Origin of the sequence: Variovorax paradoxus, from assembly GCF_030815855.1 — a bacterium.
In the GTDB taxonomy this organism is placed as follows: domain Bacteria; phylum Pseudomonadota; class Gammaproteobacteria; order Burkholderiales; family Burkholderiaceae_C; genus Variovorax; species Variovorax paradoxus_M.
Genome location: NZ_JAUSXG010000001.1, coordinates 348,211 through 367,289, shown reverse-complemented (window position 1 = coordinate 367,289; position 19,079 = coordinate 348,211). Strand labels below are relative to the sequence as shown.

Annotated in this window: 22 protein-coding genes; 13 read left to right on the top strand and 9 right to left on the bottom strand. The window is 67.0% G+C overall.

Going from position 1 to position 19,079, the window contains the following annotated elements; genetic code table 11:
* Positions 1 to 94 precede the first annotated feature (94 nt).
* The 4 genes from QFZ42_RS01730 to QFZ42_RS01715 all read left to right on the top strand — a co-directional run bounded on the left by QFZ42_RS01730 (position 95) and on the right by QFZ42_RS01715 (position 3,097).
* Entirely contained in the window at positions 95 to 1,066 is a 972-nt protein-coding gene (locus QFZ42_RS01730) for a ribose-phosphate pyrophosphokinase (RefSeq protein ID WP_307699295.1), read from the top strand.
* 96 nt (positions 1,067 to 1,162) lie between these two features.
* Entirely contained in the window at positions 1,163 to 1,834 is a 672-nt protein-coding gene (locus QFZ42_RS01725) for a 50S ribosomal protein L25/general stress protein Ctc (RefSeq protein WP_307699294.1), read from the top strand.
* Between the two features lie 73 nt (positions 1,835 to 1,907).
* The gene (gene pth / locus QFZ42_RS01720) at positions 1,908 to 2,540 is read left to right on the top strand and encodes an aminoacyl-tRNA hydrolase (protein ID WP_307699293.1); all 633 of its coding nucleotides are present in this window, start codon (positions 1,908 to 1,910) and stop codon (positions 2,538 to 2,540) included.
* A 98-nt stretch (positions 2,541 to 2,638) separates the two neighbouring features.
* Positions 2,639 to 3,097 (top strand): hypothetical protein, encoded by a 459-nt coding sequence (locus QFZ42_RS01715; RefSeq protein ID WP_307699292.1) that lies wholly within the window; start codon positions 2,639 to 2,641, stop codon positions 3,095 to 3,097.
* Here the strand turns inward: QFZ42_RS01715 and QFZ42_RS01710 are convergent.
* Positions 3,083 to 3,385 carry a YfhL family 4Fe-4S dicluster ferredoxin gene (locus QFZ42_RS01710; RefSeq protein WP_307699291.1) on the bottom strand — a complete coding sequence of 101 codons (303 nt, stop codon included), beginning with the start codon at positions 3,383 to 3,385 and terminating at the stop codon, positions 3,083 to 3,085. The two genes, QFZ42_RS01715 and QFZ42_RS01710, sit on opposite strands and share 15 nt — an antisense overlap.
* Positions 3,386 to 3,448: 63 nt before the next feature.
* Between QFZ42_RS01710 and QFZ42_RS01705 the strand changes: the two genes are divergently transcribed.
* The 6 genes from QFZ42_RS01705 (at position 3,449) to QFZ42_RS01680 (ending at position 10,213) form a co-directional block, all read left to right on the top strand.
* Entirely contained in the window at positions 3,449 to 4,399 is a 951-nt protein-coding gene (locus QFZ42_RS01705) for an ABC transporter permease (RefSeq protein ID WP_307699290.1), read from the top strand.
* The gene (locus tag QFZ42_RS01700) at positions 4,396 to 5,271 is read left to right on the top strand and encodes an ABC transporter permease (protein ID WP_307699289.1); all 876 of its coding nucleotides are present in this window, start codon (positions 4,396 to 4,398) and stop codon (positions 5,269 to 5,271) included. The genes QFZ42_RS01705 and QFZ42_RS01700 overlap by 4 nt, the downstream gene beginning before the upstream one ends.
* 3 nt (positions 5,272 to 5,274) lie before the next feature.
* Positions 5,275 to 6,264, top strand: a complete 990-nt coding sequence (locus QFZ42_RS01695) for an ABC transporter ATP-binding protein (RefSeq protein WP_307699288.1) — start codon at positions 5,275 to 5,277, stop codon at positions 6,262 to 6,264.
* Complete coding sequence (locus QFZ42_RS01690) at positions 6,261 to 7,091, top strand: ATP-binding cassette domain-containing protein (protein ID WP_307699287.1); 831 nt, start codon at positions 6,261 to 6,263, stop codon at positions 7,089 to 7,091. Before QFZ42_RS01695 ends, QFZ42_RS01690 begins: the two co-directional genes overlap by 4 nt.
* A gap of 220 nt (positions 7,092 to 7,311) precedes the next feature.
* Entirely contained in the window at positions 7,312 to 8,799 is a 1,488-nt protein-coding gene (locus QFZ42_RS01685) for an ABC transporter substrate-binding protein (protein WP_307699286.1), read from the top strand.
* Positions 8,800 to 8,806: 7 nt separating this feature from the next.
* Positions 8,807 to 10,213 (top strand): amidase, encoded by a 1,407-nt coding sequence (locus QFZ42_RS01680; protein ID WP_307699285.1) that lies wholly within the window; start codon positions 8,807 to 8,809, stop codon positions 10,211 to 10,213.
* 114 nt (positions 10,214 to 10,327) lie between these two features.
* Here the strand turns inward: QFZ42_RS01680 and QFZ42_RS01675 are convergent, their stop codons facing one another.
* On the bottom strand, positions 10,328 to 11,200 hold the full coding sequence (locus QFZ42_RS01675; RefSeq protein ID WP_307699284.1) for a LysR family transcriptional regulator: 873 nt from the start codon (positions 11,198 to 11,200) through the stop codon (positions 10,328 to 10,330).
* 107 nt (positions 11,201 to 11,307) lie between these two features.
* Between QFZ42_RS01675 and QFZ42_RS01670 the strand changes: the two genes are divergently transcribed.
* Both QFZ42_RS01670 and QFZ42_RS01665 read left to right on the top strand, forming a co-directional pair.
* Positions 11,308 to 11,706 (top strand): tautomerase family protein, encoded by a 399-nt coding sequence (locus tag QFZ42_RS01670; RefSeq protein ID WP_307699283.1) that lies wholly within the window; start codon positions 11,308 to 11,310, stop codon positions 11,704 to 11,706.
* Between the two features lie 31 nt (positions 11,707 to 11,737).
* Positions 11,738 to 13,096: a tetratricopeptide repeat protein gene (locus QFZ42_RS01665; protein ID WP_307699282.1), complete on the top strand. Its 1,359-nt coding sequence runs from the start codon at positions 11,738 to 11,740 to the stop codon at positions 13,094 to 13,096.
* Between the two features lie 45 nt (positions 13,097 to 13,141).
* Here QFZ42_RS01665 and QFZ42_RS01660 read toward each other — a convergent pair whose 3' ends face one another.
* Positions 13,142 to 13,834 carry a histidine phosphatase family protein gene (locus QFZ42_RS01660; protein ID WP_307699281.1) on the bottom strand — a complete coding sequence of 231 codons (693 nt, stop codon included), beginning with the start codon at positions 13,832 to 13,834 and terminating at the stop codon, positions 13,142 to 13,144.
* A 150-nt stretch (positions 13,835 to 13,984) separates the two neighbouring features.
* On the opposite strand from QFZ42_RS01660, the gene QFZ42_RS01655 reads away from it, so the two are divergent.
* Complete coding sequence (locus tag QFZ42_RS01655) at positions 13,985 to 14,686, top strand: alpha/beta fold hydrolase (protein ID WP_307699280.1); 702 nt, start codon at positions 13,985 to 13,987, stop codon at positions 14,684 to 14,686.
* Here QFZ42_RS01655 and pcp read toward each other — a convergent pair.
* The 6 genes from pcp to QFZ42_RS01625 form a co-directional block, all read right to left on the bottom strand.
* Positions 14,674 to 15,333 (bottom strand): pyroglutamyl-peptidase I, encoded by a 660-nt coding sequence (gene pcp, locus QFZ42_RS01650; RefSeq protein WP_307699279.1) that lies wholly within the window; start codon positions 15,331 to 15,333, stop codon positions 14,674 to 14,676. The genes QFZ42_RS01655 and pcp overlap by 13 nt on opposite strands.
* A gap of 14 nt (positions 15,334 to 15,347) precedes the next feature.
* Positions 15,348 to 16,088 (bottom strand): 5-oxoprolinase subunit PxpA, encoded by a 741-nt coding sequence (pxpA, locus tag QFZ42_RS01645; RefSeq protein ID WP_307699278.1) that lies wholly within the window; start codon positions 16,086 to 16,088, stop codon positions 15,348 to 15,350.
* Positions 16,089 to 16,159: 71 nt separating this feature from the next.
* Positions 16,160 to 17,158: a 5-oxoprolinase subunit C family protein gene (locus QFZ42_RS01640; RefSeq protein ID WP_307699277.1), complete on the bottom strand. Its 999-nt coding sequence runs from the start codon at positions 17,156 to 17,158 to the stop codon at positions 16,160 to 16,162.
* On the bottom strand, positions 17,155 to 17,820 hold the full coding sequence (pxpB, locus tag QFZ42_RS01635; protein ID WP_307699276.1) for a 5-oxoprolinase subunit PxpB: 666 nt from the start codon (positions 17,818 to 17,820) through the stop codon (positions 17,155 to 17,157). Before pxpB ends, QFZ42_RS01640 begins: the two co-directional genes overlap by 4 nt.
* Before the next feature lie 41 nt (positions 17,821 to 17,861).
* Complete coding sequence (coaD, locus tag QFZ42_RS01630; protein WP_307699275.1) at positions 17,862 to 18,362, bottom strand: pantetheine-phosphate adenylyltransferase; 501 nt, start codon at positions 18,360 to 18,362, stop codon at positions 17,862 to 17,864.
* Positions 18,363 to 18,404: 42 nt separating this feature from the next.
* Complete coding sequence (locus QFZ42_RS01625) at positions 18,405 to 19,070, bottom strand: RsmD family RNA methyltransferase (RefSeq protein WP_307699274.1); 666 nt, start codon at positions 19,068 to 19,070, stop codon at positions 18,405 to 18,407.
* Positions 19,071 to 19,079: the final 9 nt, after the last annotated feature.

Genomic DNA, 19,079 nt, shown 5'->3' with positions numbered 1-19,079 from the left:
GCCCACCCGCTGCAATTACCGGCGGCCCCTGGGTCGCCACGCTCAAACTCTTTGGCGGCTTCCTAAAAGCCATTCGCACTGCCGGGACGCGCTCATGCAGGCTAATCACCCTGATTTCATGGTTTTCACCGGCAATGCCAATCCTGGCCTCGCCGCAGAAATTGCGCACAACCTCGGTACCTCGCTGGGTGCCGCGCGCGTTGGACGTTTTTCCGACGGCGAAGTCACCGTCGAAATCAACCAGAACGTCCGGGCGCGCGATGTGTTCGTGGTGCAGTCGACCTGCGCACCGACCAACGAAAACCTGATGGAACTGCTGATCATGGTCGACGCGCTCAAGCGCGCCTCGGCCGGACGAATCAGCGCGGTGATTCCTTACTACGGCTATGCCCGCCAGGACCGCCGCCCGCGCTCGAGCCGCGTGCCGATCTCGGCCAAGGTGGTGGCCAACCTGCTGGAAACCGTGGGCGTCGAGCGCGTGCTCACCATGGACCTTCACGCCGACCAGATCCAGGGTTTCTTCGACATTCCGGTCGACAACATCTATGCATCGCCGGTTCTGCTGGGCGACCTGCGGGCCAAGAACTACGAAGACCTGATCGTGGTCTCGCCCGACGTCGGCGGCGTGGTGCGCGCACGCGCCCTCGCCAAGCAACTGAACTGCGACCTCGCCATCATCGACAAGCGCCGCCCGAAGGCCAATGTCAGCGAGGTCATGAACGTCATCGGCGAAATCGACGGCCGCAATTGCGTGATCATGGACGACATGATCGACACCGCGGGCACGCTGGTCAAAGCGGCCGAAGTGCTCAAGGAGCGGGGCGCCAAGAGCGTCTACGCCTATTGCACGCACCCGATCTTCTCGGGCCCGGCCATCGAACGCATCACCCACTCCGCACTCGACGAAGTGGTCGTGACCAACACCATTCCCCTTTCCGACGCCGCACTGGCCTGCGGAAAGATCCGCCAACTCTCCGTGGCACCGCTGATCGCCGAAACGATCCAGCGCATTGCCAAGGGCGAGTCGGTCATGAGTTTGTTCTCGGACCAGGACAACCTGTTCTGATTCGAGCAAAAAGCGGGCTCCACCTCCTTTTTGGAGAATGGCGCCCTTGTTGAACCGGAGTCGCACTGGTCGCGGTGGACTCTCACAGGAGCTAATATGAAATTCGTCGCTTTTGAGCGCGCCAAGCAGGGCACGGGTGCGAGCCGCCGTCTCCGCGTTTCGGGCAAGACGCCCGGTATCGTCTATGGTGGTGAAGGCCAGCCCCAGCTGATCGAAATCGATCACAACGCGCTGTGGCATGCCCTCAAGAAGGAAGCCTTCCACGCCTCGATCCTCGAAATGGAACTCGGCGGCGCCACCAGCAAAGTGCTGCTGCGCGACGTGCAGTACCACCCGTTCCGTCAACTGGTGCAACACATCGACTTCCAACGTGTCGATGCCAAGACCCGCCTGCACATGAAGGTGCCGCTTCACTTCAAGGGTGAAGAAGAGTCCGACGCCGTCAAGCTCGACCACAACCTCGTGACCCACGTCGTGACCGAACTCGAGATCAGCTGCCTGCCGGCCGACCTCCCGGAGTTCATCGAAGTGGACCTCTCGAGTCTCAAGAAGAATGCCACGCTGCACGTCAACGACATCAAGCTGCCCAAGGGCGTGAAGTTCGTGAGCCACGGCAAGTCGAACCCGGTCATCGTGTCGGCCGTGCCGCCGCTGGTCGCCGAAGAGCCGGCACCTGCCGCCGAAGGCGCAGCACCTGCCGAAGGCGCTGCACCCGCTGCTGGCGGCAAGCCTGCCGCCAAGACGGCAAAGCCCGCCGCGAAGAAGTAATTCTTCTCGCACCCTGCAAAAGGCCCGCTTCGTGCGGGCCTTTTGCTTTGGGGGCGGCGAGATAATTCCCTTCATGATCAAGCTGTTTGTCGGCCTCGGTAACCCCGGGCCTGAATATGAAGCCACGCGGCACAACGCCGGCTTCTGGTGGATCGACGCCCTGGCGCGCGACTGGAAGCTCAACCTCGTGCCCGAGCGCAGTTATCACGGCCTTGCCGCGCGCGCGAACATCGGCGGGCAGAGCGTGTGGCTGCTCGAGCCTCAAACCTTCATGAACCTGTCGGGCAAATCGGTGGGCGCACTCGCGCGCTTCTTCAAGATCGCGCCCGAAGAAATTCTCGTGGTGCACGACGAACTCGATGTGGTGCCCGGCCAGGCCAAGCTCAAGTTCGGCGGCAGCCACGCGGGCCACAACGGACTGCGCGACATCCATGCACAGCTGGGCACCGGCGATTACTGGCGCCTGCGCCTGGGCATCGGGCATCCCGGCGTGAAGTCGGAGGTCATCAACTGGGTGCTCAAGAAGCCGCTGAAGGAACAGCGCGAAGCCATCGAAGACGCCATCGTGCGCACGCTGCATGCGGCTCCCGCACTGGTGGCGGGCGAGATGGAAAAGGCCACCTTGATCATTCACACGAGCAAACCGCCCCGGCCCAAACCGCCGCGGCGAGAGCCCGGCGATGGAGGCACGCCCGCCGCCCCCTAGTCAGCCGGCCACGAGAGCGCGGGAGAGGAAAAGGGAGAGAAATAAAAATGAGAAAGAGAAGAGCAACCAGAGCCGGAACAATCGGCATCGCTATATTTTTGATAGCTTCCGGCCCGTTCTGGATATCTGCCTCGGCACAGGGAAGGCCTGAGACCTACCGCTGCGGCAACACCTACACCGACCGCCCCTGCGACGGCGGAAAGCAGCTGAAGGTCGACGACCTTCGCACGGAGGCGGACCGCCGCACAGCGGATGCCGCCACGCACAAGGCCGAAGTACGCGGCGATCAGCTCGAACGCATTCGCCTCGCCCAGGAGAAGGATGCGCGCGAACGCGATCGCCGTTCGGCCCACGAGGCGCGGCAAGCCGCGATGGCCGAACGCCGGCTCGCGTCGTCCGAGCAGCAGGCGCGCGCACGCGCCCAGAAACTCGCCTCCGAGCCGCACAAGTCGAGCACGCGCTTCAGCGGTGCATCCGAGGGAAATCCGGCCTCCGCGCCGGGCGGTGGCGGCAAGAAGAAAAAGCGAAAGCCGTCTTCCGGCTCAAGCGCCGGCTGAAGGCACTGGCGGCCGCGGCGCCACAGCCGCGGCTGCTGCCTTGGCGGCGGCAAGCCGCTCGAACTTCTGCCACAGCGTCTCGCGGCTTTCCACGTGTTCCGGATGAATCGGAATGCACGCAACCGGGCACACCTGCACGCACTGGGGCTCGTCGAAGTGGCCCACGCATTCGGTGCACTTGTGCGGGTCGATCTCGTAGAACTCCGCGCCCATGTAGATCGCATCGTTCGGGCACTCGGGCTCGCAGACATCGCAGTTGATGCATTCGTCGGTGATCATGAGGGCCATACCCCGATTATCGCGAACAAGGCACGCTTGTTGCAGGAGTCGGGTTATGCTGCGCCCCGCCCCATGAGCCTGTTCATTCTCAAGCGCCTCGCCACGCTGATCGCCACGCTGATCGGCGCCTCGGTCATCGTGTTCCTCGTCCTGGAGATCCTGCCCGGCAATGCCGCGCAGTTGCTCATGGGCCCCGATGCCGCACCCGAGGCCGTGGCCGCCCTGGCCGCCAAGCTCGGCCTCGACCAGCCCGCCTGGACGCGCTACTGGCACTGGATTGCGGGCCTCTTGACCGGCAACCTGGGCGACAGCTACGCCTACAGCTCGCCGGTGCTCGACCTCATCCTGGAACGGCTTGCGCTCACAGTGCCGCTCGCGCTGCTGGCGATGGCGCTGACCACCGTGCTCGCGCTGCTGGTCGGCGTCACCGCCGCAGCGCGCCACAACAAGCTCGGCGACGTCGGCCTGATGGGCCTCACGCAGGTGGGCATCGCCATTCCCAATTTCTGGTTCGCGATCCTGCTGATCCTCGTGTTCTCGGTCCAACTGCAGTGGTTCTCGGCCGGCGGCTTCGAGGGCTGGGGCGAGGGTGTCTTCGCGGGCATCAAGTCGCTGCTGCTGCCGGCCTTGGCGCTGGCGGTGGTGCAGGCGGCAATCCTTGCGCGCATCACGCGCTCCGCGGTGCTCGAAGTGATGCGCGAAGACTTCGTGCGCACTGCACGGGCCAAGGGCGTTTCGCAGCGCGCCGTGCTCTGGACCCATGTGCTGCGCAACGCGATGATCCCGGTGGTCACCGTCATGGGCATGCAGTTTTCCGAACTGCTGGCCGGCACCATCGTGATCGAGAAGGTGTTCTACCTTCCCGGCCTCGGCCGGCTGATCTTCGAGGCCATCGGGAACCGCGACCTGATCGTGGTGCGCAACTGCGTGATGCTGCTCGCAGCCCTGGTGGTCATCGTGAACTTCGTGGTCGACGTGCTCTACGCCGTCATCGACCCGCGCATCAAGGCGAGCGACATATGAGTGCCGTGCCCATTCCGAGCGCGGCCGCGCTCAAGGTGCCCGGTTTCTGGCGCCGCGCGCTCCGGCACCGCAGCTTCGTGCTCGGCGGCGTGCTGACCTTGCTCCTGCTGCTTGCCGCCATCGTCTCGCTGGCCTGGACGCCGTGGTCGCCCTACGAGATGGACATGCCCAACAAGCTCAAGCCGCCGTCGGGCGCGCACTGGCTGGGCACCGACACCTATGGGCGCGACGTGGCCTCGCTGCTGCTGGTGGGCGCGCGAGCGTCCATCCTGGTGGGCATGATTGCCGTGGGCATCGGCCTTGTGGTCGGCACGGCGCTCGGCTTGCTGGCCGCGGCGCGCCGCGGCTGGGTCGAGGAAGCCATCATGCGGCTTACCGATTTCTCGCTCGCGTTCCCGGCCATCCTGTCGGCCATCATGATGACGGCCGTGTTCGGCGCCGGCATCGTCAACGCGATCATCGCGATCGGCATCTACAACATTCCAACCTTCGCACGCATCACGCGCGCATCGGCCAATGCCATCTGGTCGCGTGAATATGTGGCGGCGGCGCGCGCCTGCGGCAAAGGATCGTTCGCCATCACCATGCAGCATGTGCTGCCCAACATCTCGGCCGTGCTGATCGTGCAGATCACCATCCGCTTCGCGATTGCCATCCTCGCCGAAGCCGCCCTCTCCTACCTCGGCCTGGGCACACAGCCGCCGCAGGCTTCCTGGGGCCGCATGCTCAACGAGGCGCAGACCATGATGTTCCAGTCACCCCTGCTCGCGGTGTTTCCGGGCATGGCCATTGCGCTGGCGGTGCTGGGGCTCAACCTGCTGGGCGACGGTCTGCGCGACCTGCTCGACCCGCGCCTGGCGAGGGCGCGTTAAGCCATGGCTCTTCTCGAAGTCAAAGACCTGCACGTCGAACTGCAAACGCAGCGCGGCCCCGCCGAGGCCGTGCGCGGCATCGGCTTTACGCTCGAGCGCGGCGAAACGCTGGGCATCGTGGGCGAATCGGGCTGCGGCAAATCGATCACGGTTCAATCGCTCATGGGTCTGCTGCCTTCCACCGCCAAGGTCACGGGAAGCATCCGCTTCGATGGCACCGAGCTCGTGGGCCTGGGCGAAAAGGCCATGTGCCAGATTCGCGGCAACCGCATCGGCATGATCTTCCAGGAGCCGATGACGGCGCTGAACCCGGTCCACACCATTGCGCGCCAGGTCGGCGAACCGCTGCGCCTGCACCGCGGACTCACGGGCGCCGCCGCGCGCAAGGAGGTGCTGGCACTGCTCGAGCGCGTGGGCATTCCCGACGCGGCCTCGCGGCTCGATGCCTATCCGCACCAGTTTTCGGGCGGGCAGCGCCAGCGCATCGGCATTGCCATGGCACTGGCCTGCGGCCCCGACCTGCTGATTGCCGACGAACCCACCACGGCGCTCGACGTCACCATCCAGAAGCAGATCCTCGAGCTCATCCAGGGCCTGGTCGCGGAGCGCGGCATGGCGCTGATCCTGATTTCGCACGACCTCGGCGTCATCGCCCAGAGCGTCTCCAAGATGCTGGTGATGTACGGCGGCAGCGTGGTCGAGAGCGGCCCGACCGAAGCCGTGTTCGCGGAGCGCGCGCACCCCTACACGCAGGGGCTGTTCGCGGCCCGGCCGGCGCTCGGCGCGCCGCGCGGCATTCGCCTGGCGACCATCCGCGGCAGCGTGCCCGAATTGATCGACCTGCCGCAAGGCTGCCCTTTTGCAGGCCGCTGCAAGTACACCGTCGACGCCTGCCACGCAACCCGGCCGCCGCCCACGATGCTGCCGCACGACCATGCGGTGCGCTGCATCCGGCTCGAAGAAATTGCCGCAGAAGGCGCTCTCGCACCATGAGCCAATCGATCCGCACTGCGCCCCTGCTCGAGGTCACCGACCTCGTGCGCCACTACGCCCTACCGCGCGAAAAGCTCTTCGGCCCGCCGCCGCTCGTCAAGGCGTTGAACGGCGTCAGCTTCAACGTCGAGGCCGGCCGCAGCCTGGGCATCGTCGGCGAATCGGGCTCCGGCAAGTCGACCATCGCACGCCTGGTGATGGCCCTCGACACGCCGACGTCAGGCAGCGTGCGCATGCTCGGCCGCGACCTGCACCGGTTGCCCCGAAGCGAACTGCGCGTGGCGCGGCGCGACTTCCAGATGGTGTTCCAGGACCCCTACGGCTCGCTCGATCCGCGCCAGACCGTGGCGCGCATCGTGGCCGAGCCGCTCGAGGCACTGGCGGAAACCAGCCGCGCCGTGCAGCGCGAGCGCGCCTCGGAAGCGCTGGCCGCCGTGGGCCTGCGCACCACCGACATGGACAAGTACCCGCACGAATTCTCGGGCGGCCAGCGGCAGCGCATCGCGATTGCGCGTGCGCTCATCACGCGTCCCAAGCTCATCGTGGCCGACGAACCCGTGAGCGCGCTCGACGTGTCGGTGCAGGCCCAGGTGCTCAACCTCATGCAGGATCTGCAGCAGCAGTTCGGCATCAGCTACCTGCTCATCAGCCACGACCTCGCGGTGGTGAACCACCTGTGCGACGACGTTTGCGTGGTGTGGAAGGGCAAGATCGTCGAGCAGGGCCCGCCCGGCGAGCTCTTTCGCAATGCGCAGCATCCGTACACGCGCACGCTGCTCGACGCGGTGCCGCGCACGCCCGCCGGCGGCACGCTGCTGGCAGCCTGAGCGCTCTCCCGGGGCTGAAGCGGCATCCGGGAACGTCCCAACGAAAAAGCGCTTCCACAGCCCGGCGGCAAGTCGCCCGCTGCGAGAGAATGACTTTGCTGCGCGCGTGGCATCTTTCGTGCTGCGTGTCCTTCCTTCGTGCTGCGGCGCCTCCGTTCGGGGCGCTGCGCACATCGAAGCAGTCATCTCGCATCCACCGTTTTTTCGGAGATCACAACGTATGTTGAACCGTCGCACCCTCCTTGCCTCCGCTGGCGCCTCCGTCGCGCTGGCCTCCCCCATCGCCGGCATGGCACAGGGACGGAAGGACGCCATCGTGATCGGCATGGCGCTCGAGCCGCCGGGGCTCGATCCGACCGCCGGCGCGGCCGCCGCGATCGCGGAGGTGGTGCACTACAACATCCTGGAGACGCTCACCAAGATCAACGCCGACGGCAACGTCACACCCCTCCTGGCCGACAGCTGGGAAGTGTCGCCCGACCTGAAGACCTACACCTTCAAGCTCAAGCGCGGCGTCAAGTTCCAGAACGGCGAGCCCTTCAACGCCAGCACCGTGAAGTTCGCCTTCGACCGTGCCGGCAGCGAGAAGAGCACCAACAAGGACAAGCGCACGTTCGCGAACCTCAGCACGCAGGTGGTCGACGACTACACCGTGGTGGTCATCAACAAGGAAATCGACCCCGACCTGCCCTTCGTGCTGGGCCAGGCCACGGCCGTGATCGTCGAGCCCAAGAGCGCCGACGGCAACGCCACCAAGCCGGTCGGCACCGGCCCCTACAAGCTCGACAGCTGGGCCAAGGGCTCGTCGATCACGCTGAGCAAATGGGACGGCTTTCGCAGCCCCGCCACCGCGAAGATCAACAAGGTCACGTTCCGCTTCATTGCCGATGCCGCCGCGCAGGCCGCATCGCTGCTGGCCGGCGACGTCGACGTGTTCACGCGCATCGGCACGCGCGTGGTGCCGCAGTTCAAGAGCAACCCGCAGTTCCAGACCATCCTGGCCGGCTCGCGCGCCAAGACCATCCTGTCGATCAACAACAAGAAGAAGCCGCTGGACGACGTGCGCGTGCGCCGCGCCATCCTCGCGGCCATCGACCGCAAGGCCGTGATCGAAGGCGCGGCCGACGGTTTCGGCGTGCCGATCGGCAGCCATTACGTGCCGGGCGCCGCGGGCTATGTCGACACCACGGGCGTCAATCCCTTCGACATCGAGAAGGCCAAGAAGCTGCTGGCCGAAGCCGGCGTGAAGACGCCGCTCGAACTCACCATGACGCTGCCGCCGCCGCCCTACGCACGCCAGGGCGGCGAAGTGATCGTGGCGCAGCTCGCCAAGATCGGCATCACCGTGAAGGTGCAGAACGTGGAGTGGGCGCAGTGGCTCAGCGGCACCTACGGCAACAAGGACTACGACCTGTCGATCGTTTCGCACGTCGAGCCCTTCGACCTCGGCAACTACGCCAAGTCCGACTACTACTGGGGCTACCAATCGAAGGCCTTCAACACGCTGTTCGACAAGATCAAGTCCACGGGCAATGCGGCCGAGCGCAACAAGCTGCTCGGCGAGGCGCAGAAGATGCTGGCCGCCGACGCGGCCAACGGCTTCCTCTACCAGCCGCAGTTCCCGACCATCGCGAAGAAGAACGTGAAGGGCCTCTGGAAGGAAAATCCGATCTTCGTGAACGACCTGTCGGCTCTTTCGTGGGGATGAGCCCGACGTGTCCTCTTCTTCTTCACTGAACGACCTGTCCGCCCAGGAGCTTTCCGCCGCTTATCGCGACCGGCGCCTGTCTCCGGTCGAGGTCACGCAAGCCGTCATCGCGCAGATCGAGCGCTGGGAGCCGAAGCTGCAGGCCACCTGGCTCTTCAGGCCCGAAGCCGCGCTCGAACAGGCGCGGGCTTCGGAAGCGCGCTGGCAACGCGGCGAAGCGCTGGGCCCGATCGATGGCGTGCCGACCACCATCAAGGAAAACATCGCCACGCGCGGCGACCCGATGCCGGCCGGCACGGCTGCTGTCGACCTCAAGCCCGCGGCCGCCGATGCACCGCCGGCCGCGCGCCTGAAGGAAGCCGGCGCGGTGATCGTGAGCAAGACCACCATGCCGGACTACGGCATGCTGTCTTCGGGGCTCTCGAGCTTTCACACGCTGGCGCGCAATCCATGGGACCTCCGCAAGACCCCGGGCGGTTCGAGCGCAGGCGCGGGCGCGGCGGCCGCCGCGGGCTACGGCCCGCTGCACATCGGCACGGACATCGGCGGCTCGCTGCGGCTGCCCGCAAGCTGGTGCGGCATCTTCACGCTCAAGCCGAGCCTGGGCCGCATTCCGATCGACCCACCGTACATGGGCCGGGCCGCCGGGCCTATGACCCGCAGCGTGGGCGATGCGGCCTTGATGATGCAGGTGCTCTCCAAGCCCGACGCGCGCGACAGCATGAGCCTGCCGCCGCAGGACATCGACTGGTCGGGCTTCGACGTATCGCCCGAGCACTTGCGCGGACTGCGCATCGGGCTGCTGCTCGACGCGGGCTGCGGCCTGGCGGTCGAGCCCGAGATCGAGGCGGCAGTCGAGCATGCGGCCCGCCTGTTCGAGAAGGCCGGAGCCATCGTCGAAACCATGCAACCCTTCATGTCGCAAGCCATGCTCGACGGCATGGATCACTTGTGGCGCATGCGCTCGCTGGTGGACATGAAGGCCTTGCGCGCCGACCAGCGCGCCAAGGTACTGCCTTACATCCGCGAGTGGGCCGAGAGCGCGGCCGAGTTCAGCGGCGAGCATGTCTTCCGCGGGTTCAGCCAGTTCCACGCAACGCGCGTGGCAACGGTGCAGGCCTGCGCGCGGTTCGACTACGTGATCTCGCCGGTGTCGCCCAACATGCCCGCGGCCGCGGAAGCGCCTTCGCCGACCAACGACCCGCTGCGGCCTCTGGAGCACATCGGGTTCACGGTCCCGTTCAATATGTCGGAGCAGCCGGCGTCTTCGGTGAACTGCGGGTACTCGGCGAGCGGATTGCCCATCGGGCTGCAGATTGCCGGGAAGCGCTTCGACGACCTCGGCGTGTTGCGTGTGTCGCGTGCGTTCGAGCAGATTCGGGAGCCGCAGCGGCCCTGGCCTGTAACGCCTTAGCAGCAGGCCTTTTTAGCGCCGCTGTTCGGGGTGCGCTCGCGCCGACGGGGTACCTTCGCGGAGCGGAGTACCCGGTGGCCTGTGCACACGCCCTGAACAACAGCCCCTCGGGCGTCACACCAGATGGTTCGCCAACAGCTCCCGGGCTCGCGCCACGAACTCGGTCTCTCCCCGGCGAGCAGGCAAGAACTGAAACGCGACCCGGGGCAGTGCCGGCAGCCCATGCGGCGCCGCCAGCCGCGCCACGCCGTCGCACGCCGCGGACTCATTCAGGCACGCCACCCCCAACCCCGCGGCCAGCGCCGACTGCAACCCCGCCACGCCCGACGCCACGTGTGCCAGCACATACGGCACCCTGCGCCGCCGCAGCAGCGCCACGGTGTACTGATGCAACGAGCAGGTGTCCGGCAAGGCCAGCAGCCGAACCGGCTCGCCGCGCGCGAGCCGCATGCCGGCCGCGCCGAGCCACGCCAGCGATTCGCGCCGGATCACCGAGGCCTTCGCCCCTTGCTCCGGCGAAGAAGAGGATGCGCCGGCGATATTCATGGCCAGTCCCACGTCGAAATCTCCATGGGCATAGGCGGCGCGCAGTGCATCGCTCTTCAGGATGCTCACGTTCAGCCGCACCTGCGGATAGCTTTCGCCGAGCCGTCCCAACAGCCGCGTGAGATCGCCGGGACGAAAGTAGTCGGTCACGGCAAGCCGCAACTCGCCCTGCAGGGTTTCGCCGTGCAGATCGCGAAATGCCTCGTCGCTCAATGCGAGGATGCGCCGCGCATAGGCCAGGAGCCGCGTGCCCGCCTCGGTCGGTGCCACGCCGGCCTTGCTGCGCGTAAGCAAGGACTGCCCCGCCCGCTCCTCGAGCTTGCGGATCTGCTCGCTGACCGATGACTGCGAAAGAAAAACGCGCGGCGCGGCGGCCGTGAGGCTGCCGGCGTCGATCACCGCCGCAAGGGTACGAAGCTGCTCCAGGTCGAAGGTCTGCATGCTTATCCATCCGGTTTTCCGATGGCTTCCATCATATCTTCCGGATTTTCCGATGGTTATGAAACTCCCACAATAACCCCATCGTTCATTCATTCACGGAGTTCCAGATGCCGCATATCGTTGTTCACCTTTCGGGCGAAGCCGATGCCCAACTCACCCGCAAGACCGTCGACACGGTCGCCGAACTGACCCAGAGCGTGCTTGGCAAGCAACTGCCGGTGATCGCCATCACGGTGCAGTACATCGCCGCCGACGCGTGGTTCATCGGCGGGCAGTCGCTGGCTTCGCTCGGCAAGTCGGCCTTCCACCTCGACATCAGCGTCACGGACGAGACCAACACCAAGGCGGAAAAGGCGCGCTACCTGCGCGAAGTGCATGCCGCCATGGCAAAGCTGCGGCCCAACCTGCACGAGGTGTCGTACATCCATGTGATCGACGCCCGCGGCGCGGCCTACGGGTATGGCGGAAAGACGCAGGAGTACCGCCACCAGCAAGCCGGCGTTTGAAGCCTGCGGCGGGGCGTGGCACCATGCCGCCATGCCCCCCGGAAAACTGCATGCCGACAGCTTCGGCAATCCGCTCACGCTCTACGACGCCGCCAGCCTGCCGCTCGTCGAAGACTTTGTCATGGGCTTTGTGTCGACCGAGGCGCGCGCGGTCAATCTGCTGGCCTTGGCCGAGCGCGACGCGAGCCCCCTGGTGCAGGCCTATTGCGCCACGCTGCATCTCTTTGCCGAATCGCGCGACGCGGCGGCCAACGCCCGCCCCTTTCTCGAGAAGGCACGCGCTGCGTTCGCGCGCGCCACGCCGCGCGAGCGGCGCTACATCGCAGCCATCGAGGCCTGGGCCGGGGGCGACATCACCAAGGCCATCGACCTGCATGCGGAGCAAGCACGCGAATACCCGCGCGATCTCGTGTCGGTGAAGCTGGGGCAATACCACTGCTTCAACACCGGTGACTGCCCCGGCATGCTGCGGCTCGCGCTTGCGGCGCTGCCGGCCGCGTCCGACGTGCCCTATGTGCACGGCATGGCGGCCTTCGGCTACGAGCAATGCCACCTGATGCGCGATGCCGAGGCCAGTGCCCGCCGCGCCATCGGCATGTGCCGCAAGGAACCGTGGGCGCACCATGCACTCGCGCATGTGATGCTCACCGAAGGCCGCCTCGCCGAGGGGCTGGCGTTCATGCAAGGCGTGAGCGACACCTGGAGCGGACTCAATTCGTTCATGGTCACGCACAACTGGTGGCACGTGGCCCTGTTCCTGATCGAACTCGGCCGCGACGCCGAAGCGCTCGCGCTCTACGACCGCGAGGTGTGGGGCGTGGCGAAGGACTACTCGCAGGACCAGATCGGCGCGGTCTCGCTGCTGGCGCGCTTCGAACTTGCAGGTATCGACGTCGGCGCACGATGGAACGAAGTCGGCAGCTACCTGGTGCAGCGGCAGGCCGACCATGTGCTGCCTTTTCTCGACCTGCAGTACCTCTATGGCCTGGCACGCGCGGGGCGGCCTGAAGCGGATGCGCTGCTGCACAACATCGAGGCCTATGCGCCGCATGCGCCGCTCTCGACCCGCGCGGCCTGGCAGCACGTGTGCGTGCCGGCCGCGCGCGGGCTGGCCGCCCATGCGCGCAACGATTTCCCCGGCGCCATCGAAGGCCTTGGCACGGCATTGCCGCGCCTGCTCGAAATCGGCGGCAGCCATGCGCAGCGCGACCTGTTCGAGCAGGTGTATCTCGACGCCCTCGTGCGTACCGGCAGCGAAGCCACGCTCACCGGCGCGCAAAGCGTCCTGCAGCAGCAACTCAACGGCCAGCCCGAGTCGCTGCGCCTGCGACGCCAGACCGGTGAGGTCTATCTGCGGCTCGGTCTCGGGGAGTTGGTTTCCCGTACCTGAAAGGAGAGCGGCGGCCAGACCTGACGAGGCGCGCGCCTGCGCCGGTCAGTTCTTTTCGAGATGCCGCCGCTGGTCGTAGGTTGGCTGGGGCGGCAGATCGGCAAGATGCCGCGTGTCGGCCCAATCGACGATCTCGATCGCATCGGGCATTGCGGGATCGGCAATGCGGATGCGGTTGAAGCCCGCATTGGGAATATCGCTCTGCCGCGGCCCGCTGAGGCTGAGTCCACGCGCGGTGCGCCACACCATGTCGAGCACGCCGCCATGGGTGACCACCACCAGGCGCTGCCCGCGATGGACGGTGGCCAGCGTTCCAAGGGCCGCGACGATGCGGGTATGGAATTCGCGCGCCGACTCGCCCTCGGGCATCGCGTGGTCTTCGCGGAACTCCAGCCATTCCTCCCATGCCCTCGGATGCAGGGCCTGGATTTCGTCGGCCCGCATGCCTTCGACGACGCCGAAATGCTGCTCGCGCAACCCCGCCGACGTGACCACCGGCAGCGACAGCTGCAGCGACGCGGGCGCCGCCGTTTGCTGCGCCCGCATGAGATCGCTGCTGATGATGTGCTGCGCCGTATCCCCCGCCAGCCGCAAACCCAAGCGGCGTGCCTGCTCATGGCCCATGTCGTTGAGCGGCACATCGGCATGCCCCTGGAAGCGCAGTTCGCGGTTCCAGGCCGTCTCGCCGTGGCGGATCAAGATGAGTTCGGTCGCGGGGTCGGGTGTGGACGTGGGCATGGAACACCCATTCTCCACCGCGTGCGCGGCGCTCAGAACCCAGATGGCGCCATCTGTTGCATGGCCGCCACCGGCATCGCGAAGGGTGTCGCGCTCGTGCGTACAGCCTATGCCGCTACGTCGGGCCGTCCGATGACGCAGAATCCGTCCATGCCACACCTTGTCCTGCTGCCCGGCCTCGCCTGCGACGAACGGCTCTGGGAGGCCCAACTCCCCGTTCTTCCATCCCTCCTGGAAGCGCGCGTGAGCGATGCTCACATGCGGCACGACACCATCGAAGCCATGGCCGCGGCCGTGCTGCGCGAGAACCCCGGCCCGCTCGTGCTTTGCGGCGCATCGATGGGCGGCATGGTCGCGATGGAAGCCGCCCGGCAGGCGCCCGAGCGCATTGCCGGCCTCGCGCTGCTGGGCACCAACGCGCGGCCCGAGGCACCCGACATGTACGAGCTGCGCGAAAGCGCGATCGAATTGTTCGAGCGGGGCGAACTGCGCGACGTGATCGAACCGAACGTCGTGTTCGCTTTTCACCCCGCACAGGCCGCCGACCAGGCGCTGGTCGAGCGCTATGTCGAGATCGTGCTGGATGCCGGCACGCAGCAGCTCATCAGCCAGAACCGGGCAGTGATGCGACGCCCCGACGCGCGCGCTCACCTGCCCTCGCTGCGTGCGCCGGTGCTCCTGGTCTGCGGCGACACGGACCGGCTGACACCGCCCGACTGCACGCGCGAGATTGCAGCGCTGGTGCCGCATGCGGACGTGGTCTGGCTGCCGCAATGCGGGCACATGCTGACGATGGAAAAGCCCGCGCTCGTCAATGCCGCGCTGCTCGCCTGGCTCGCTCAGTGGAGCTGACCGCCGCTTTCGTCAATGTCCTTTTCGACGGCCAATGCGGTGGCCACCGCAATGCGCAGCGCATCGACCATGGTGGCCAGCGACATGCTCGGTGATCCCGGAAAGCGCGCCGCCTGTTCGGGCAGATAGGGAATGTGGATGAAGCCTCCGCGCAGCCCTGCCGCCGGATGCGCGGCGATGTGGTGCATCAGCCCATAGAAGATGTGGTTGCAGACAAAAGTGCCCGCCGTGTTCGACACGGACGCAGGCACGCCGGCCGCGCGCAGGTCGCGCACGATGGCCTTGATCGGCAGCGTCGAGAAATACGCCGCGGGCGCGCCGGGCACCACGGGCGTGTCGATGGGTTGGCGGCCCGCGTTGTCGGCAATGCGGCCGTCGTCGATGTTGATGGCCACGCGCTCGGGCGTGATCTCGGCGCGGCCGCCGGCCTGGCCGATGCACAGCACCAGGTGCGGCTGCAGCTCCTCGATGGCACCTGCAAGCGCATCGATGGCATCGCCGAAAACGCAGGGCATCTGGCGCGCATGCACGGTGGCGCGGCCGCATTTCCAGCCGTCGAGCGCCCGCACAGCTTCCCATGAAGGATTGAGGGCTTCGCGGTCGAACGGATCGAAACCGGTCAGCAGGACATTCGTTCGCCGCGCCACTGCGTGCTCGGCGTTCAGGCCATCGCGCGAACCGCGATGCCCTCTTGCTGCAGCCGGTCGCGAATGCGGCGCGCAAATGCCAATGCGTGGGCACCGTCGCCGTGCAGGCACACGGTCTGGGCATTGACCGGCACGGTGCTGCCGTCGATGGCCGTGACCTTGCGGTCGCGCACCAGCGAGAGCGTCTGGGCCAACGACTGGTCTTCGTCTTCGATGAGCGCGCCGGGCTGGCTGCGCGGCACCAGGCTGCCGTCGGGCATGTAGCCGCGGTCGGCGAACACTTCTTCGACGGGTGTGAGGCCGGCACGGCGCGCGGCGTCGATCATGCCGCTGCCCGCAAGACCGAAGAACCTGAGAGAGGGATCGAAGCGCCGCACGGCTTCGCACAGCGCGTCGGCGAGTTCGGGCTCCTTCACCGCCTGGTTGTAGAGCTGCCCGTGCGCCTTCACGTGCGAGAGCTTGCCGCCTTCGGCCTTGACGATCGCGGCCAGCGCGCCGACCTGGTAGAGCACGTTGGCCACGATCTCGTCGGGCGGCAGATGCATGGTGCTGCGGCCGAAGTTCTCGCGATCGGGAAAGCTGGGGTGAGCGCCGATGGCCACACCGTGCGCCATGGCCCAGCGCACGCATTGCCGCATGGTCTTGGCGTCGCCCGCGTGCCAGCCGCAGGCGATGTTGGCCGAGCTCACGAGGCCGAGCAGCGCTTCGTCACTGCCGGCGCCTTCGCCGAGGTCGGCATTCAGGTCGATTTGCATTGAGTTCATTCCTTCTTCAAGGCAGGGCTGGTGCATCGGAGCCAGCCCCGCGCGCCTGCTGCTTGCACAGTCTATGCCGGTCCCGGCCAGCCTGCCGCCGCGAGCCCTTGCGCCACTTGGGCAAGATAGCGCTGCTGCCCGGCCCATGCCTCGAGCGCCGCCGCCATGTCGACCTGCACCAGCCGCAACCGGCCGTCGAGCGGCGCCTGCGCGAGCTTCCACAGGTCGGCGCGAATCACCACGCCGATGCGCGGATAGCCGCCGGTGGTCTGCGCATCGCCCATCAGGATGATCGGCTGGCCCGAGGGCGGCACCTGGATCGTGCCGGGAATGACGCCCGAAGAGAGCATGTCGGCACTGCGTTTGCGCTTGAGTTCGGCGCCCGCGAGCCGGCTCCCCATGCGGTTGCTCTGCGCGGTGATTCGCCAGCGCTCGCTCCAGAGCAACGCATGCGAGGCGGTCGTGAACTGTTCGAATTCGGGACCGGGCAGGACACGCAGTGCGATGGCCGATTCGCCTTCCCCGGCTTCCCATTCGGGACCGCGCAGGCCGAACGGGCGTCGGGCGAGCTGCGCGGCGCCGAGCGCTGCGCGGCCCAGTGCCAGCCGGTCGCCCTTGCGCAGTGCGCGACCTTGATGGCCGCCGAAGCCCGCCTTCAGGTCGGTGCTGCGCGAACCGAGCACCGGCGGCACGTCGATACCGCCCGCCACCGCGAGCCAGCTGCGCAGGCCGGCCTTCTTCGCGCCGGGTGCGTTGGCGCCCGCCAGCTTGAGTGTTTGCCCCGCCGCGACCGGGATGCTCCAGCAAGGCCAGATGGGCGTGCCGTCGAGCCGGGCGGCGAAATCGTCTCCGGCCAATGCGATGCGCGTGTCGGTGTCGAAGCGGATCTCGCAGCCGCCCATGGTGATTTCGAGGCCGGCCGCGCCGTCGGCATTGCCGACCAGCCGGTTCGCCAGCGTGAGCGCCAGCACGTCGAGCGCGCCGCCGGGGCAGATGCCGACTTGGCGATGCCCGTGCCGCCCCAGGTCTTGCACCGAAGCCAGCATGCCGGGTTTCTGGACCAGCATCATGTCTCTACGCTTTCGACGACAAAACGCACCCGGTCGCCCGGACGCAGCAAGGTCGGCGGTTCGGCCGTCGGGTCGAAAAGCTCCAGCGACGTGCGGCCGATCAGCTGCCAACCGCCCGGCGACACCAGCGGATAGATGCCGGTCTGCTCGCCGCCGATGCCGACCGACCGCGCGGGCACCGCGGTGCGCGGTTCGGCCCGGCGCGGCGTGGCGAGCTCGGGCGGCAGCCCGCCCATGAAGGCGAAGCCCGGCAGAAAGCCGAGCAGGTAGACCACGTACTCGCCGGCACTGTGGCGCCGCACCACTTCGGCGGGCGTGAGCCCGGTGTGGGCCGCAACATCGGCAAGGTCCGGGCCGTGCTCGCCGCCATAGGCCACCGGAATTTCCACCATGCGGCCTTCGATCGCGGTAGCCGACAGCCGGGGCCAAGCCTCGTTGACGCGCGCCATCAGCGCATCGACATCGATCGCGACGGGGTCGAAAGTCAGCGTGAGATTGTTCATGCCGGGCAGCACCTCGCCCACGCCGGGCCACTGCCGAACCGCGGCAGCCAGCGCCCAGACCTGCTGCTGTTGCGCCAAGGTGGCCGGCGGCGCCAGTTCGCAAAGCAAGGCCGCATCGCCCAGCGGATGCAGGCGCGGCAGCGGAAATCGACCGCTCATCTCACGGCCCATGGCGAGCATGCAGCCGACAAGCCGCGAGCCTATTCACGAAGGCTGCGCACTTTGGCCGTCAAATGCGTTTCCACATCGGGCGAAACGAACTTGTGGACTTCGCCGCCGAGCATGGCGATTTCGCGCACGAAGGTGCTCGAGATGAACTGGTACTTGTCGCTGGGCGTCAGGAACACGGTCTCCACATCGGGCATCAGCGAGCGGTTCATGCCCGCCAGCTGAAACTCGTAGTCGAAGTCGGTCACGGCGCGCAGGCCGCGCACCATGGCCTTGCCGCCGCGCGCCACCACGAAGTCGCGCAGCAAGCCCGAAAAGCTCTCGACCGTGACCTGGTCGCTGTAGGGCTTCACGGCCTCGCGCGCCATCTCCATGCGCTCGGGCAAGGTGAACAGCGCCTTCTTGTGGTGGCCCGCCGCAACCGCGACGATGACCTTGGAAAAAAGCTGGGTTGCACGCCGCACCACATCCTCGTGGCCGAGGGTGATGGGATCGAAAGTGCCGGGATAAACCGCGATCACGTTGCTGGCCATGGTGCTTCTTCCTCATGCAGCCGGTGCGGCTTGTCCGGCGAATTATGCAGTCCCGTTTGCAGCCTGCCGCAGCAGATGCGCATGCACGGCGCCTGCCTTTAGGTAACGAAAACCAACAAGACCGACGGCAGCAAGCTCCTCGTCGGTCCAATGCCTCGGCGCTTCCAGGTAGATGGTGCCTCCGGCTTTCACGGCCCGGGCGGCAGCGCGCAGCGACGGCTCATAGAGGGCGGTACTGTCGAATGGCGGGTCGAGAAAGACGGCATCCAGGGTGCCTGCAGCAACGCGTTCGAGCGCGGTAAGTCCGTTGCCGCGCTCGACGCGCACGGCCTCGGCCGAGAGCTTGCTTTTTGCGGCCTGCAACTGCGCCACCAGCGCGGCGTCTTGTTCGCACAGCAGCACGCTCGCGGCGCCGCGCGAAGCGGCCTCCAGCCCCAGGGCGCCGGTGCCCGCGAATGCGTCGACGCAATGCCAGCCCGGCAATTCGCCGCCACCCGCCCCAGCGATGCTTGCAAGCCAGTTGAACAGCGTCTCGCGCACGCGGTCGGGTGTGGGCCGCAGGCCTGGCTTGTCGGCCACGGAAAGGCGCGTGCGCTTCCATCGCCCTCCGATGATGCGCACCTCACTCGGCCGCGATTTCGCTCGGGGCGACGAGGGTGGTGGCGGTGAGGCGGGACGCTTGGCGGCTGCGGCTTTCTTCTGGGGCATACGGCGAGC

Bases quoted from the DNA above. Each gene is read 5' to 3' on its own strand.
- QFZ42_RS01730 (WP_307699295.1), top strand. From the start codon at position 95: ATGCAGGCTAATCACCCTGATTTCATGGTTTTCACCGGCAATGCCAAT.
- QFZ42_RS01725 (WP_307699294.1), top strand. From the start codon at position 1,163: ATGAAATTCGTCGCTTTTGAGCGCGCCAAGCAGGGCACGGGTGCGAGC.
- pth (WP_307699293.1), top strand. From the start codon at position 1,908: ATGATCAAGCTGTTTGTCGGCCTCGGTAACCCCGGGCCTGAATATGAA.
- QFZ42_RS01710 (WP_307699291.1), bottom strand. From the start codon at position 3,385: ATGGCCCTCATGATCACCGACGAATGCATCAACTGCGATGTCTGCGAG.
- QFZ42_RS01705 (WP_307699290.1), top strand. From the start codon at position 3,449: ATGAGCCTGTTCATTCTCAAGCGCCTCGCCACGCTGATCGCCACGCTG.
- QFZ42_RS01700 (WP_307699289.1), top strand. From the start codon at position 4,396: ATGAGTGCCGTGCCCATTCCGAGCGCGGCCGCGCTCAAGGTGCCCGGT.
- QFZ42_RS01695 (WP_307699288.1), top strand. From the start codon at position 5,275: ATGGCTCTTCTCGAAGTCAAAGACCTGCACGTCGAACTGCAAACGCAG.
- QFZ42_RS01690 (WP_307699287.1), top strand. From the start codon at position 6,261: ATGAGCCAATCGATCCGCACTGCGCCCCTGCTCGAGGTCACCGACCTC.
- QFZ42_RS01685 (WP_307699286.1), top strand. From the start codon at position 7,312: ATGTTGAACCGTCGCACCCTCCTTGCCTCCGCTGGCGCCTCCGTCGCG.
- QFZ42_RS01675 (WP_307699284.1), bottom strand. From the start codon at position 11,200: ATGCAGACCTTCGACCTGGAGCAGCTTCGTACCCTTGCGGCGGTGATC.
- QFZ42_RS01670 (WP_307699283.1), top strand. From the start codon at position 11,308: ATGCCGCATATCGTTGTTCACCTTTCGGGCGAAGCCGATGCCCAACTC.
- QFZ42_RS01665 (WP_307699282.1), top strand. From the start codon at position 11,738: ATGCCCCCCGGAAAACTGCATGCCGACAGCTTCGGCAATCCGCTCACG.
- QFZ42_RS01660 (WP_307699281.1), bottom strand. From the start codon at position 13,834: ATGCCCACGTCCACACCCGACCCCGCGACCGAACTCATCTTGATCCGC.
- QFZ42_RS01655 (WP_307699280.1), top strand. From the start codon at position 13,985: ATGCCACACCTTGTCCTGCTGCCCGGCCTCGCCTGCGACGAACGGCTC.
- pxpA (WP_307699278.1), bottom strand. From the start codon at position 16,088: ATGCAAATCGACCTGAATGCCGACCTCGGCGAAGGCGCCGGCAGTGAC.
- QFZ42_RS01640 (WP_307699277.1), bottom strand. From the start codon at position 17,158: ATGATGCTGGTCCAGAAACCCGGCATGCTGGCTTCGGTGCAAGACCTG.
- pxpB (WP_307699276.1), bottom strand. From the start codon at position 17,820: ATGAGCGGTCGATTTCCGCTGCCGCGCCTGCATCCGCTGGGCGATGCG.
- coaD (WP_307699275.1), bottom strand. From the start codon at position 18,362: ATGGCCAGCAACGTGATCGCGGTTTATCCCGGCACTTTCGATCCCATC.
- QFZ42_RS01625 (WP_307699274.1), bottom strand. From the start codon at position 19,070: ATGCCCCAGAAGAAAGCCGCAGCCGCCAAGCGTCCCGCCTCACCGCCA.